The 15,758-nt window shown below is 35.8% G+C and carries 12 protein-coding genes; 8 read left to right on the top strand and 4 right to left on the bottom strand.

Translation table 11 applies throughout. The features are described from left to right. Window positions 1-49: 49 nt before the first annotated feature. The 4 genes from ACOX6R_RS01535 to selD are packed head-to-tail and all read right to left on the bottom strand — an operon-like array spanning window position 50 to window position 3,042. Window positions 50-1,183, bottom strand: a complete 1,134-nt coding sequence (locus tag ACOX6R_RS01535) for an aminotransferase class V-fold PLP-dependent enzyme (RefSeq protein WP_433446528.1) — start codon at window positions 1,181-1,183, stop codon at window positions 50-52. Next, on the bottom strand, window positions 1,170-1,439 hold the full coding sequence (locus ACOX6R_RS01530; protein WP_433446526.1) for a DUF3343 domain-containing protein: 270 nt from the start codon (window positions 1,437-1,439) through the stop codon (window positions 1,170-1,172). Before ACOX6R_RS01530 ends, ACOX6R_RS01535 begins: the two co-directional genes overlap by 14 nt. Beyond that, window positions 1,439-2,008 (bottom strand): sulfurtransferase-like selenium metabolism protein YedF, encoded by a 570-nt coding sequence (gene yedF, locus ACOX6R_RS01525; protein ID WP_433446524.1) that lies wholly within the window; start codon window positions 2,006-2,008, stop codon window positions 1,439-1,441. The genes ACOX6R_RS01530 and yedF overlap by 1 nt, the downstream gene beginning before the upstream one ends. A gap of 14 nt (window positions 2,009-2,022) precedes the next feature. Further along, complete coding sequence (gene selD, locus ACOX6R_RS01520; protein ID WP_433446522.1) at window positions 2,023-3,042, bottom strand: selenide, water dikinase SelD; 1,020 nt, start codon at window positions 3,040-3,042, stop codon at window positions 2,023-2,025. A gap of 239 nt (window positions 3,043-3,281) precedes the next feature. Between selD and dpaL the strand changes: the two genes are divergently transcribed. From dpaL to ACOX6R_RS01480, 8 genes are all read left to right on the top strand, one after another. Continuing rightward, window positions 3,282-4,523 carry a diaminopropionate ammonia-lyase gene (dpaL, locus tag ACOX6R_RS01515; protein ID WP_433446520.1) on the top strand — a complete coding sequence of 414 codons (1,242 nt, stop codon included), beginning with the start codon at window positions 3,282-3,284 and terminating at the stop codon, window positions 4,521-4,523. Window positions 4,524-4,532: 9 nt separating this feature from the next. Next, window positions 4,533-5,732: a knotted carbamoyltransferase YgeW gene (gene ygeW / locus ACOX6R_RS01510; RefSeq protein WP_433446518.1), complete on the top strand. Its 1,200-nt coding sequence runs from the start codon at window positions 4,533-4,535 to the stop codon at window positions 5,730-5,732. Between the two features lie 24 nt (window positions 5,733-5,756). Further along, the gene (locus ACOX6R_RS01505) at window positions 5,757-7,076 is read left to right on the top strand and encodes a YgeY family selenium metabolism-linked hydrolase (protein WP_433446516.1); all 1,320 of its coding nucleotides are present in this window, start codon (window positions 5,757-5,759) and stop codon (window positions 7,074-7,076) included. A 51-nt stretch (window positions 7,077-7,127) separates the two neighbouring features. Further along, window positions 7,128-8,060: a carbamate kinase gene (arcC, locus tag ACOX6R_RS01500; RefSeq protein WP_433446514.1), complete on the top strand. Its 933-nt coding sequence runs from the start codon at window positions 7,128-7,130 to the stop codon at window positions 8,058-8,060. 102 nt (window positions 8,061-8,162) lie between these two features. Beyond that, on the top strand, window positions 8,163-11,195 hold the full coding sequence (gene ygfK / locus ACOX6R_RS01495; RefSeq protein WP_433446512.1) for a putative selenate reductase subunit YgfK: 3,033 nt from the start codon (window positions 8,163-8,165) through the stop codon (window positions 11,193-11,195). 21 nt (window positions 11,196-11,216) lie between these two features. After that, window positions 11,217-12,542 carry a putative aminohydrolase SsnA gene (gene ssnA, locus ACOX6R_RS01490; protein ID WP_433446510.1) on the top strand — a complete coding sequence of 442 codons (1,326 nt, stop codon included), beginning with the start codon at window positions 11,217-11,219 and terminating at the stop codon, window positions 12,540-12,542. A gap of 135 nt (window positions 12,543-12,677) precedes the next feature. Next, a complete protein-coding gene (locus ACOX6R_RS01485) occupies window positions 12,678-14,012 on the top strand; it encodes a uracil-xanthine permease family protein (protein WP_433446508.1) in 1,335 nt (444 codons plus the stop codon). A 117-nt stretch (window positions 14,013-14,129) separates the two neighbouring features. Then, window positions 14,130-15,533 carry a uracil-xanthine permease family protein gene (locus ACOX6R_RS01480; protein WP_433446506.1) on the top strand — a complete coding sequence of 468 codons (1,404 nt, stop codon included), beginning with the start codon at window positions 14,130-14,132 and terminating at the stop codon, window positions 15,531-15,533. The last annotated feature ends 225 nt before the right edge of the window (window positions 15,534-15,758 follow it).

Genomic DNA, 15,758 nt, shown 5'->3' with positions numbered 1-15,758 from the left:
AAAACTTCCTGAATTGATGTGACGATACATTGGTTCAGGAGGTTTTTTATTATAAATTATTTGAAATTTCAGAAATCGCTTCTGCTACTTTATAAATTTCTTCTTCTGTGTTGTAGTGAGAGAGGCTAAGTCTTAGTATTCCTCTATTTCTTGTGCCCACCCGCTCGTGGAAAAGTGGAGCACAGTGAGAGCCTGCTCTTGTGCATATGCCATACTCTTCGTCCAAAATTTCTGAAGCTGTGTTTGCATCCATTCCCTTTATATTTATTGAAACGATGGGCGCATTTTCATCTTCTAAAACTGTGTAAAACTCTAAATTTTTATTTTTCTTAAGTTCAGTGTAGAGAAGTTTAGTGAGATTATTTAGTCTTTCATAGGGCTCATTTTCCTCAAGTTCTTTAATTGCAGCTTCAAGTCCAACAAAGGAGTGGAGGTTCGCCGTTCCCGGTTCAAAAAGTTCGGGGATGTGGTGAGGTTGAGTCTTGGAAAAAGAATCAAAGCCAGATCCTCCAGAGAAAACTTGATTAAAGCTAAAGTCTCCCTTAATCAAAAATCCACCAGTGCCCTGTGGTCCGTGAAGTCCCTTGTGACCTGTGAAGGCAAAAATTGTGTCGTCAAAATTTTTAAGACTAAATTTTTTTACACCTGCAAGTTGCGCTCCGTCTATTATAAGTTTTAAATTGTTCTTTTTACAAATTTTATAAACTTTTTCTAAATCTGTAATTTTTCCAGACACATTGCTAGCAGCAGTTATTATAACGGCTTTTGTGTTTTCTTTAATTTGCGGCTCAATTTCATCTAGCTTTAAATTAAAATTATCGTCTATATCGATAAAAGAAATCTCGCCACCGTGTTTTTCAAAATCATAAAGTGGCCTTAATACAGAGTTGTGTTCAGCAACACTTGTTATTATGTGATCGCCACTTTTAAAAAGAGACCTAATTATAAAATTTAGCGCAAAGGTGATATTTGGTGTAAATATAACGTTAAGGGGATCGTCGATGCCAAAATAATTTGCAACAGATTTTCTTATTTCAAACATCTTCCTTAGGGAATTTACACTTAACTCATAAGAACCTCGCGAAGGGTTGGCATATTTTTTTGACATTATGGACTCATAAATTGCGTGGGCGACCTTCTCACTTTTATCGATAGTTGTGGCAGCATTGTCAAAGTAAATCATATTTTAAAACCTTGGCCTTTCTACTTCCATCTTCATAATTTAAAATATATCTTTCTTTATAACTTAAATCCTCTGATTTAAAAATATCCTCCACTTCTTTATAAAAAATTTTTGAAAATCTAAGAGCAAGGCCGCAACCTGCGTCGATTTCTGGAAGCAGGGGAACGAGCCTTGCCTTAATTTTTTTATTTTCAAGGGCAATTTCAGATTTCATCGCCTCTGTTGTGGAGTCAAAGGTGTAGAGAATATATTCCATCAAGGTCTTACAACTTTGTGAGAAGCCATGAGTCCCACGATTTCATACATATTAGTAACTTTGCCTACTTTTAATTTTTCTTTTAAGCCGTAATTGTCAAGACATAGTCCGCAAGATAGAATTTTAACGCCGCCTGCTTCAAGTTTTTTAAAGTCTTCAACAGTATTTTCTCTTTCTGTAGTTAGGAACACGCCTTGGTTGTAACAAATTACATAGTCTGGATAATTATCTTGTTCAGTAAGTGCCACGATAAAGCTCTCGATTAACTTTTTGCTAAAGTCTACGTCGCCTTCGCCAATTTTATCTGCATCAAATACTACGATGTAGTTTTCTGATTTTTCTTCAGTTGAAATTTTTTCGCTAGATTTTTTAAATTGAACTTCAAACTCGCCATCTTTTTCTGTTACGGAAGTTTCAAAATTCATTTGCTTTGCCATTTTATTTAGATTATCAACGGCGATTTGCTCTTTAACTAAAACTACAAATTCGCTTTCGCCTTCTTTTATAACTCTTTTTGCCATAATTACAGGCATTGGACATTCTACTGCTCTTGCATCTACTTGTTTCATATTGTTTTCCTTTCTCAAATTATAAAAATATTTTTGTCAAATTTTTTGTGTATTTCTCCGATGATGGAAGCTTCTACATTATTTTCTCTTAGCTCTTTAAGTGCATCTTCTGCTTCATCTTTGTCGATTGAAACTAAAAGTCCACCAGAAGTCTGTGGATCGTATAGCACCTCTTCTAGCGCAAAGTCATCTACTTGAAATTCAACACTATTTTCCATAAAGAGCCTATTTCTCTGTCCGCCCTTTGTGAATACAAATTCATCGGCAGCGTGCTTTGCACCAGGAAGGATTGGAATCTCATCTGCATTTAGAACTGCAGTAAATTCATCTCCAACCATTTCGCTTAGATGTCCCAAAAGTCCAAAACCTGTGACATCTGTTGCGCTTGAAATATTATATTTACGAAGAACATCCTTGGCATATTTGTTTAGCTTTGTCATTGACTTAACGGCATTTTCAAATTCTTCGTCACTTGCAATATCAACTGAATGAGAGTTTACTACAAGAGTTACTCCAAGAGGCTTAGTTAAAATTAATTTGTCACCAGGATTTGGAGTATTGTTCTGCCAAATTTTTTCTATGTCGCATCTTCCAATAACAGTCATGCCGTACTTTACTTTTGGGTCATGAATGGAGTGTCCTCCAACAAGGCTTGCGCGAGCCTCAATAACTTTGTCGGCTCCGCCCTTTAAAATTTCTTCTAATACTTCAACTCTACCTTCTTCGGGGAAGGCGACGATGTTAAGTGCACAGATTGGATCTGCTCCCATGGCATATATATCGCTTAGGGCATTTGCTGCAGCAATCTGTCCAAAAACATAGGGGTCCTTTACCATTGGCGGGAAGAAGTCGAGAGTAGTAATAATTCCAGTTTTATCGTCAATATTAATAACGGCGCTGTCATCTTTGGAATCGTAACCGACTATTATATCGTCACGCTTAAAATTAGGTATGGATTTTAGAATCTCATCTAGCGATGCAGCGGGAATTTTTGCATTGCAACCACCGCAGACTTCTAATTCAAGATTATACATAAAACGCCTCCTTTTTTAATTTAATTGTATTTATTATATCACAGAAAAATTTTAAATTATAAGATTTAGCAAGCTGATTTTAATATCATCACAGCATCGACGCAACTTATTTTTCATAAGGAAAGATTTTTAAAAAATATAATGTTTGCATTAAAAAAATTTTAAAAATTACTTTCTAAGAGTTTAGTAATATGTTACAATAAATCTGAAAGTAATTATTTGTTTGGAAAGGAGTTTGCATGGGAGAAAGTTATAAAATTGTACTTAACAATACAAATGAAAATGAAAAAGCTGATCTTAGTTTTATAAATCAAGATGAAACTAAAAAGGCACAAAAATTTCACGCAAGTTTTCCTCAATATGAAGTTACACCACTAGTAGAATTAAAAAATCTTTCAAAAATGTTTGGAGTAAAAAATATTTTTGTAAAAGATGAATCTTATAGATTTGGACTAAACGCCTTCAAGGTGCTTGGTGGATCCTACGCTATTGGAAAATATATTGCCGATAAACTTGGAATGGATATTGATGATCTTCCTTTTGAAAAATTAACTTCAAAAGAAGTAAAGGACAAGTTGGGAGATATAACATTTATTACAGCAACTGATGGAAATCACGGGAGGGGAGTTGCTTGGGCATCTCACGAACTTAAACAAAAATGTATAGTACTTATGCCAAGTGGATCCTCTTTAGAAAGACGCGATAACATTAGAGCTCTTGGAGCAAAGTGCGACATAATGGACGGACTAAATTACGACGACTGTGTAAGACTTGCCAACAAATATGCCGAAGAAGAAGGTTATGTAATGGTTCAGGACACTGCGTGGGAAGGATATGAAAAAATTCCAACATGGATTATCCAGGGCTATTCGACTTTGGCAAAAGAAGCAGAAGATCAACTCTTAGAACTTGGTGAAAAAGTCACACATATTTTTGTACAAGCAGGCGTTGGATCTTTTGCAACGGGAGTTACTGGATACTTCAGTTCAATTTTTCCAGGAGACGAAAAGCCATTTATTGGAGTAGTTGAGCCGGAAAAAGCAAATTGTAACTTTATAACTGCAAAGGCAAATGATGGCAAAATTCACAATGTAACTGGAGAGATGGACACAATTATGGCAGGACTTGCTTGTGGAGAACCTGTGACAGTTGGCTGGCCAATTTTAAAATCTTATGCCGATGCATTTTTATCTGTTCCCGACGCATCTGCAGCAAGGGGAATGAGAATTTTAGGAAATCCTCTTAAAGGCGATGAGAGAATTATTTCTGGTGAATCTGGAGCAGCAACTTTTGGAGCAATATCAGAAATTTTGCAAAGAGATGATCTTTTAGAAATTAAAAAAGAATTAAAGCTTGATGAGAATTCAGTAATATTATTTTTTAGCACTGAAGGAGATACAGACTTTGTTCACTATAGACAAGTAGTTTGGGACGGATATTACACTAATAAAGAAAATTATAATTACAAAATAATGAGATAGGAGAAGAGCATGGAGAATAAATTTCAAGAAATTATAAATCAATTAGACAACTTAGATTTTAAAAACTTATACCAAGACGACTTTTTAATGACATGGGACAAATCAAATGACGAGCTTAAAGCAGTTTGGGCAGTTGCAGATGCAATTAGAGAACTTAGAGAAAACAACAAATCAGCAAAAATATTTGACTCAGGTCTAGGTATTTCAATTTTTAGAGACAACTCAACAAGGACAAGATTTTCTTATGCTTCAGCTTGTAACTTACTTGGACTAGAAGTTCAGGACTTAGACGAAAAGAAATCTCAAATCGCACACGGCGAAACACTACTTGAGACAGCAAACATGGTTTCATTTATGGCAGATGTAGTTGGAATTAGAGACGACATGTACATTGGACAAGGCCACGAGTATCAAGTTGAATTTGCAAAATCAGTTCAAAGAGGATATGAAGAAGGCACTCTAGAACAAAGACCAACTCTTGTTTCATTACAATGCGACAGAGATCACCCAACACAAATGATGGCAGACACTGCACACTTTAGCCACTACTTCGACGGTCTTGAATCATTAAAGGGCAAAAAAGTTGCGCTAACTTGGGCTTATTCACCATCTTATGGCAAACCACTTTCATGTCCTCAAGGCGGAATAGGACTTTGGACAAGACTTGGAATGGACGTTGTGCTTGCTCACCCAGAAGGATACGAAGTTATGGAAGACATCGTAGAACTAGCAAAAAAACAGGCTGAAGAATCTGGCGGATCATTTACAGTTACAAATGACATGGCAGAAGCATTTAAAGATGCTGAGATTGTTTATCCAAAATCTTGGGCTCCATTTGCAGCAATGGAAAAGAGAACTAAATTATATTCCGAAGGAGACTTTGACGGAATAGATAAACTAGAACAAGAACTTTTAGCTGAGAACAAAGAGCACATGGACTGGACAGTTACTGAAGAATTAATGGCGACAACAAAAGACGGAAAGGCTCTATATTGCCACCCACTTCCAGCAGACATTACAGGAGTATCTTGTGAAGCGGGAGAAGTTGACGCATCAGTATTTGATAGATATAGAAAAGAATTATACAAAGAAGCTTCTTACAAACCATATATTATTGCAGCTATGATTTTCTTACAAAGAGTTGAAAATCCAAAAGCTAAATTAGAAGAACTTTGGAATAGAGACATGCCAAGAGTAAACAATAAATAATTAGTTTGAGGTAAGGAGAAGACAATGACAGAAATCAATTATGATTTAGTTAAAGAGACAGCACAAAAATATTCAAAAGATATGAACGCATTCTTAAGAGATTTAATACTACTTAAAGGTGAATCTTGCGAAGAAGGCGACAAGGCCAAAAGAATAAAAGAAGAAATGGAAAAAGTTGGTTTTGACAAAGCTTGGATCGACCCACAAGGAAATGTTCTTGGAGAAATGGGAAATGGCGAAAAACAAATAGGGTTTGATGCTCACATAGATACAGTTGGAATTGGAAACATGGACAACTGGAAATTTGATCCATATAAGGGCTACGAAGATGAAGAGACAATTGGTGGTCGTGGCGGATCTGATCAACTTGGTGGAATAGTTTCTTCAGTTTATGGCGCAAAAATTATGAAAGACCTAGGATTTTTAAATGACAAATTTAGAGTTCTAGTTACAGGAACTGTTCAAGAAGAAGACTGCGACGGCAACTGCTGGTTGTACATGATTGAAGAGCAAGGAATAAAACCTGAATTTGTAGTTTCTACAGAGCCAACAGACGGCGGAATTTACAGGGGCCAAAGAGGTCGTATGGAAATTAGAGTAGAAGTCGAAGGTGTATCATGTCACGGTTCAGCACCTGAACGTGGAGACAACGCAATCTACAAGATGGCAAAAATTCTAAACGAAGTTGAACAGCTTAACGAAAACCCTGCAGATGACTCTGTAGAGATTAAAGGTCTAGTTAAGATGCTAGATGAAAAATATAATCCAGAATACAAAGAAGCAAACTTCCTTGGAAGAGGAACAGTTACAACTTCTGAGATTTTCTTCACATCACCATCAAGATGTGCTGTGGCAGACTCTTGCGCAATCTCCCTTGACAGAAGAATGACTGCTGGAGAAACTTGGCAGTCTTGTATTAAAGAAATTGAAGAACTTCCTTCAGCTAAAAAATACGGCGCAAAAGTTACAATGTATAATTACAAAAGACCATCTTGGACTGGACTTAGCTACGAGCAAGAATGTTATTTTCCAACATGGGTAATTCCAGAAGATCATGAAGTTACAAAGGCACTTGAAAGAGCTTATGTTGGCCTTTTTGGTGAAAAGAGAATTGCACCAAATATCGAAAAAGAAATTGAAAAGAGAAAAAATCTTCCACTTGTAGACAAATGGACTTTCTCAACTAATGGCGTTGCAATAATGGGTAGACACAATATTCCAGTAATTGGATTTGGACCAGGTGCAGAAGATCAAGCTCACGCTCCTAACGAAATCACATTCAAACAAGATTTAGTTACATGTGCTGCAACTTATGCTGTTCTTCCATTAGAATATATAAAATAATTTTTTATATTAAGAGGGGATCTGCCCCTCTTAATTTTTCAAGGAGACAATATGGGATATAAAATAGTAATAGCACTTGGGGGAAATGCACTGGGAAGTTCTCCCGAAGAACAAAGAGCTGCAGTAAAAAAGACAGCGAAGAGCTTAGTAAAACTTGTGGCAAGTGGAAATAAAATTATAGTTGGACACGGCAATGGACCACAAGTTGGAATGATAAACCTTGCAATGGAGACAGGACACAAGGTGAACTCATCCATTCCACTAATGCCATTTCCAGAATGTGGAGCAATGAGCCAGGGATATATTGGATACCACCTTCAAAATGCAATTAGACATGAGTTTAAAGAAATTGGACGCGATGTGCCAGTAGTAACAGTAATAACTCAAGTTCTAGTTGATAAAAATGACGAAGCATTTAAAAATCCAACAAAACCTATTGGAAGCTTCTACACAGAAGAAGAAGCTAAAAAAATAGCAGAAGAAACTGGATATGACTTTAAAGAAGATGCAGGAAGAGGCTACAGAAGAGTTGTGGCATCTCCCATGCCAGTAGATATTATTGAAAAAGAATCTTTAAGAGATTTATACGCAGCAAGAAATGTAATAATAGCTTGTGGCGGTGGTGGAATTCCTGTAGTTGAAGAAGATGGAGAATATATTGGAGTAGCCGCTGTAATTGACAAGGACTTCTCTTGTGAAAAGATGGCAGAGGTAATGGATGCCGATGTGCTTGTGATTTTAACTGCAGTTGATAAGGTTGCGATTAACTTTGGAAAGCCAAATGAAGAGTGGCTCGATGAAATGGGTATAGAAGACTGCGAAAAGTACATTGACGAAGGCCACTTTGCACCAGGTTCAATGCTTCCAAAAGTAAAGGCAGCAATGAGTTTTGTAAAATCTAAAGAGGGAAGAAAAGCGCTGATCACTTCCCTTGAATGTGCCGACGATGCAATTGCAGGAAAAAACGGAACTTGGATTAAATAAAATATAGAAATATAAGAACATATAAAAGTTATTATTATAAATTGAATGTTTGATTGTAGTTCACAAGTTTTGTGAAATATAATTTTAAAAAAGGAGGTCAATATGAGTGAAATTATGAGACCCATGCCCTTTGACAAATTACTTAATTGGGCGCTTGAAGAATATAAAAACGAAGGCAGAGTCTTTGGAATCAGGAAAGAGTCTTTCTACAAAAATAAGTCCAATACTTATTTAAAGACAATATTTGGAGATAAAATTGCATCAGCCGTTGGACCAGCAGCCGGACCTCACAGCCAACTTGCACAAAATATTTTAACAGCATACCTAACTGGTGCAAGATTTATCGAACTTAAGACAGTTCAAATTATAGATGGAAAAGAAATTCAAGATGCAATCGGCAGACCTTGTATTTTGGCAGAAGATGAGTGTTACAACTGCGAATGGTCAACAGAACTTACAGTTGAGGAGGCATTTTGCGAATATGTAAAGGCATACTTTTTAATCCAAGTTCTTGCAAAGGAATTTGGAATAGCTGATGAAAAGGATTTTGCATACAACATGAGTTGTGGATACGACTTAGAGGGAATTAAATCTGAAAAAATCGACAGCTACATTGAAGGTTTAAAAAACGCAGAAGATACAAAAATCTTTAAAGAATGCAAAGAATACTTAAATGAAAACCTAGATCTCTTTAATAACTTTACAAAAGAAGATGTAGAAAAAATAAGTCCTAAAGTTTGCTCATCTATTACACTTTCTACACTTCATGGATGTCCAGCTCACGAAATTGAAGCAATTTCAACATATCTTTTGACAGAGAAGAACATGAATACATTCATAAAGTGTAACCCAACTATTCTAGGCTATGAATATGCAAGAAAGACTTTAGATAGCATGGGATATGACTACATTTCGTTTACAGATTTTCACTTCACAGACGATCTTCAATATGAAGATGCCGTTGTTATGATTGATAAATTATTAAAACTTGGAGAAGAAAGACAACTTGCCTTTGGTGTAAAACTTTCAAATACATTCCCAGTTGACGTAAAAAGAAATGAACTTCCATCTGAAGAAATGTACATGTCAGGAAGAGCACTTCTTCCGCTTACACTTTCAATGGCGGCAAAACTGACTGAAGAATTTGACGGAAAACTTCCAATTTCTTATTCTGGTGGAGCTGATGCAGGAAATATTAAAGAAATATTCGAGGCAATTGGACAACCCATAACTGTGGCAACGACAATTTTAAAGCCAGGCGGATACAATAGATTTAATCAACTTGCAAGAGAAACTGAAAAACTTTTGGATAGAGAATATAGTGGCGTCGATGTTGAAAAAATAATTGCACTAAGAGAAAAAGTCATCTCTGATTGGAAGAACAACAAGCTCTACAGAGAAAAAGTAAAATCAAGAAAGACAGACTCAACTCTACCGATGATTGATTGTTACAAGGCTCCTTGTAAAGACGGCGGATGCCCAATAAATCAACAGGTGCCTGAGTACTTAAACTTAGTTATGAAGGGCGACTACGACAAGGCCATGGAAGTAATCGCAAATGACAACACTGCTCCTACAATTCTTGGAAAAATCTGTGCTCATTATTGTCAAGAGCACTGCACAAGAGTTGACTATGAAAAGACTGTTCAAATTAGAAATATGAAACTTATTGCTGCAGAAAATGCGCAGGATAAATTCATTTCTAATATTAAAGAGGTTCCGCTAAAGTCAGATAAAAAAGTTCTTGTAATTGGAGCAGGCCCTGCAGGAATTGCGGCAGCGTCTTATTTAAGAAGAAATGGAATGGATGTAGTAGTTTATGAAAAATTATCAAAACCATATGGCATAGTTAGTCACATCATTCCTGAATTTAGAATTTCTGATGAGGAAATTGAAAGGGATTTTAATATTGCTCTTAAACAAGGAGTTAAATTTGAATTTAATAGAGAAGTCACAGAAACATACGAAGAATTAAAGAAAGACTTTGATTATGTAATCGTGGCAACTGGTGCTTGGAAAGAAGGAATTTCTCCAGTAGAAAAGGGCAGCGAATATGTAACAGATGCACTTGATTTCTTGTGGGATGTAAGAATGAACAAGAAGAGCAATCTTGGCAAAAAAGTTGCCGTTGTCGGTGCAGGAGATGTTGCAATGGACTGCACAAGAACTGCGGCAAGGCAATGTGGTGTAGAAGAAGTTGTTTTAGTCTACAGAAGAACAGAAGCCTACATGCCTGCAACTCAAGAAGAAGTAAATGATGTAAAATCCGAGGGACATAAAATTCTTGAACTTGTCGCTCCAGTTGAATATGACGGAAAAGTTTTAAAATGTAACAAGATGAAACTTGGCGATTTCGACAGCTCTGGCAGAAGATCTGTAATACCTACTGGCGAGATATTAGAGCTTGAATTTGACAATGTAATTTGTGCAACAGGTGCAAGAGTTGACTCAACAGCCTTCGAAAAAAACGGCATAAATTTAGACGACAGAAAGAGGCCAAAACTTCTTCCAACACTTGAATCAAATATAAAAAATGTATATATTATCGGCGACTGCAAAGCTGGCGCATCGACAATTGTCAAGGCAATGGGAGATGCAAAGACAGTAGCTTTAGATATACTAGCTAAAGAAAATTTAGAAAATGACTTTAAAAAATTTGAAGTTTTAGAAGATAGAGATGTAATCTACGACAAGAGGGGTATCTTAGTAGACAAGAAAGAAGGCCCATCTGAGGGAGAAAGATGTCTAAAGTGCGACCAAATCTGTGAGATTTGTACAGAAGTTTGTCCAAACAGGGCAAATGTACTTGTAGCAGTAGATGGATACAAAAATCATAACCAAATTGTTCACATCGACGGCATGTGCAACGAATGCGGAAACTGTGGAGTTTTCTGTCCACATGCTGGAAGACCTTACAAAGATAAGTTTACAGTATTTTGGACTGATGAAGATTTTATCGACTCAACAAATACAGGATTTTTAAAACTTGAAGATGGTAGATACAAAGTAAGACTTGAAAATGGAAATATCATTGAAACTGAAAATATAGAAAAAGATTTATCAGCTGATATGAAAAAATTAATTGAAGCTATAGAAGAAAATTATTCCTATTATGTAAACCAGAAGGCAATTTAATTTTTGGTAAAAGGAGCAGAAATGATATTAACAAACTGTGTAATAATAACAAATGACGATAACAACAACATCTATTATGATGGAGCTATCTTTATTAAGGGCACTGTCATAGAAGATGTTGGAAAAGCAAGTGAAATCTTAGAAAAATATCCTGAAGAAGAAAAAATTGATCTAGGCGGAAGGCTTGTAATGCCGGGAATGATATGTGGTCACTCACATATCTATTCCGCTTATGCAAGGGGAATGGCAGTATCAAGACCAACAGATAATTTTTTTAATGTTCTTGAAAATCTTTGGTGGACTCTCGATAGAACTTTGACTCTTGAAGATGTATCGCTAAATGCATACACAACTTACATGGAGTCAATTCAAAATGGTGTAACAACTCTTGTAGATCACCACTCAGGACCAAATTCAGTTGAAGGTTCACTTTTTGCTTTAAGAGATGCCGCAACTGATCTTGGAATAAGAACTTCACTTTGCTACGAATTATCAGATAGAGACGGAATGGAAATTCGTGACAAAGAAATAAAAGAAAACATCGACTTCATAAAAGCTTGCAAAGAAGATGATAAAGGGGACATGGTAAAGGCGATGTTTGGACTACACGCATCCTTTACTTTATCTGATGAGACACTTAATAAAGCAAGAGAAGCAATGGAGGGCCTTTATGATGGTTATCATGTTCACATTGCAGAAGGTATCGAAGATGAATGGGACAGTTTACAAAAACACGGCAAGAGAATTGTTGAAAGACTAGAAGATTTTGGAATAATTACAGAAAACACTTTGGCAGTTCACGGCGTTCATATAAATGAGCGTGAAATGGACATATTAAAAAAACACAACACTCCAGTGATCTTTAACCCAGAATCTAATATGAATAATGCTGTAGGATGTCCTCCAATTCTTAGAATGATGGAGAAGGGAATAACAGTTGGAATGGGAACAGATGCCTATACAAATGATATGTTCGATTCAATGAAAGTATCAAATATATTGTTATCACACAATGCATGTGACCCAACTAAAGGATTTTCTGAAACTTTAGAGATTCAGTTTAAAAACAATCCAAAGATTTTTTCAAAATATTTTAATAGAGAAATTGGAGTAATTAAAAAAGGTGCCTATGCAGATATAATTACATTTAATTATATGCCATACACTCCACTTACAAAAGATAATTGGGGCGGACATGCACTATTTGGACTTACTGGAAGACTTGTAAATGACACAATTATAAATGGTAAGTTCGTTATGAAAGACAAAATAATTTTAAATGTGGACCAAGAAGAAATTCACGCAAAATCTCGTGAGAGAGCAAGGGAAATTTGGAAACTCGTTTAAAATTATGAGTAAAATGGTGCAAAATTAATACAGTTTTTTTAGAATTTTAATCCGCTATATCAAATTTTCTAGTATAATGTTTCAGTAAAGAATTAGAATTTCTAATTTAAATACTATTAATTAAGGGGCATGATTATGACAAAAGAAAAAGTTGTAAACAGGAACAAGTACGATGTTGATGGGGTTCCAGAACTTAGAGAGGCAATACCTCTTGGGCTTCAACATGTTTTTGCAATGTTTTTGGGTAACATCACAGTCTGTATGATTATTGCAGGAATTGTTGGAATAACTGGGCAAGACTTAGTTCTTCTAGTCCAATCGGCAATGTTTATAGCTGGTGTTTCAACACTTATGCAAACTCATCCAATTGGAAAGACTGGAGCAAAACTTCCTGTAGTAATGGGAGCAAGTTTTGGATTTTTGACAACTAATATTGCAATTGCAAAAGCTTTTGGATTTCCAGCACTTCTTGGAGCAACTCTTGTTGGTGGACTTTTCTGTACAGTACTTGGATATTTCTTAAAACACATTAGAAGATTTTTCCCAAGTATTGTTACAGGTACAGTAGTTTTAACTATTGGACTTTCACTTCTTCCTACAGGAATTAATTCCTTGGCTGGTGGAGCAGGATCACCTGATTTTGGTTCACTTAAAAACTGGGGAGTGGGACTTATAGTTTTAATACTTACAGTAGTTTTAAACCAAAAGGGAAAAGGTGCAGTTAAGACATCTTCAATACTTATTTCGATAATAATTGGATACATAATTGCTATCTTCGCAGGCATGGTTGACTTTACTCCTGTAAAAGAGGCGGCGTGGTTTGCACTTCCAAGACCATTTCACTTTGGAATGGAATTTAAAGCGGGAGCAATTATTCCAATGCTAATCATGTTTATAGTTACGGCAGTTGAAACTGTTGGTGACGTATCTGGTATTACAGTCGGTGGTGCAGGAAGAGAAGCTACTGAAGATGAACTTTCAGGTTCAGTTATTGCAAACGGACTAAGTTCAGTTTTTGCTGCAATCTTTAATGGAATGCCAACTACTTCTTTCTCACAAAACGTAGGGATGGTTGCATTTACAAAGATTATGAGTAGATTCGTAGTAGCGTGTGGAGCAATATTTTTAATCTTAGCAGGACTTCTTCCAAAACTTGGCGCAGTTGTTTCAACAATTCCAAACCCAGTTATCGGTGGAGCTTCGCTAATAATATTTTCACAAATAACTCTTACAGGAATCGACATCCTTACACAAAAACCACTTACAGATAGATCTAAATTAATAATTGGACTTTCATTAGTATTTGGTCTTGGACTTTCATCAGTTCCTGTAGCTATGGAATTTTTCCCTGAAGCTCTAAAACTTATTTTTGGAGGATCAGGAATAGTTATAGCTTGTCTTACAGCAATACTATTAAATGTTTTAATTCCAGAAGAATCAGAAGCAGCTGGTGGAAAAATAGAAGACTAATTATATTATAAATATTATTTAAAATATTGATTATATGGGCTGCTTGCAACCTAGCAGCCCTTTAAAATTTAAAAAATTTGTGTTTTGCACTAAAAATTATAAATATGGAGGGAAAATATGAACAGTGCAGATAAAGCCAATGTAAGTATTGACAATATTTATAAACTAGATGGTCGCGTGCCTATTTCAAAGGCAATACCATTTGGACTTCAACACGTATTGGCTATGTTTGTTTCAAACTTGGTTCCAATAATTTTAGTAGTTGGAGCAACAACTGCAGCTCATCCAGAGATGCAAATCGATTTGCCAATGCTTATCCAAAACGCAATGTTTATTGCTGGGCTTGGATCTTTAATTCAACTTTATCCAGTTTGGAAAATTGGAGCAAAACTTCCCGTTATAATGGGTGTAAGTTTTACTTTTTTGGCATCGCTAATTTATGTTGCCACAACTTATAATTATGAAACCATGATAGGCGCCATAATAGTCGGTGGATGTATAGAAGGAACCTTGGGACTTTGTGCAAAGTACTGGAGAAAATATATACAACCAATCGTTTCAGCTTGCGTAGTAACATCTATTGGATTCTCACTACTCGGCGTTGGTGCAGCTTCCTTTGGCGGAGGTAATGGAGCAGCTGATTTTGGCTCAGCTCAAAATGTATTAATAGGAACAGTTACTTTAATATCTTGTATAGTATTTAACATTGTGGCAAGAGGATTTTGGAAGCAACTTTCTATATTATTTGGACTAATTGTCGGATACATACTTTCAATTGCGCTAAATGTAGTTGACTTTACAGCAGTTACTGAGAGTCAATTAATAGCAATTCCAAAATTCATGCCATTTGTGCCAGAATTTAACATCAGTGCGATTATTGCACTTGTTGTTGTATTTTTAGTATCGGCGGCAGAAACAATAGGAGATACTACAGCAGTATGTGTCGGGGGACTTGGAAGAGATATAACTGAAAGAGAAATTCAAGGCTCACTTGCCTGCGACGGATTTATGTCTGCAGTATCTGGATGTTTTGGATGTACTCCAATAACATCATTTAGTCAAAACGTTGGGCTAGTTGCAATGACAAAAGTTGTAAATAGATTCACAATAATGTTTGGTGCACTTACTCTAATGATTGCAGGATTATTCCCACCAATCGGCGCAATATTTTCAACTTTGCCAGAGCCAGTGCTTGGTGGATGTACAATTATGATGTTTGGTACAATCGTAGTAAGTGGAATGAACATGGTTGCAAGATGTGGCTTTACACACAGAAACACAACAATTGTTGCACTTTCACTTGCAGTTGGAATTGGATTTACACAAATGCCAGAAATTTACAGTTCACTTCCAAAACTTGCGCGAGACGTATTTTCTGGAAATCCAGTAGCCAATGTATTTGTAATCGCTCTAATTTTAAGTTTCATTCTTCCAAAAACTGAAGAAGACTTAGCTTATGAGAAAAAAGAAGAGCAGCTAGCAGAAGAAGTACTAGCTCGCGAAGAAGAATTAAATAAATAAAAAAATAGTTTAAAATAAAATATTAAATAGTGCAAAAGATAAAAACCTTTAGAGACATTCTCCCTCTAGAGGTTTTTCGTTCGTCGAAGAGAAAAAATAAAAAATTTTTCATTATGTAACATATTAGTTCTTCAAAATTCTTTTATTTTTTGCATTTTAATGGTAAAATAAGGTTTATAGAAAGATATTAAATTGCCCTTTATAATTTATTTAAAAAGGAAATTC

Origin of the sequence: Peptoniphilus sp. (assembly GCF_050943655.1) — a bacterium.
Taxonomy (GTDB): domain Bacteria; phylum Bacillota; class Clostridia; order Tissierellales; family Peptoniphilaceae; genus Peptoniphilus_A.
Note: the sequence above shows the minus strand (reverse complement) of the source record. Positions and strands in the feature narration are given on the sequence as shown.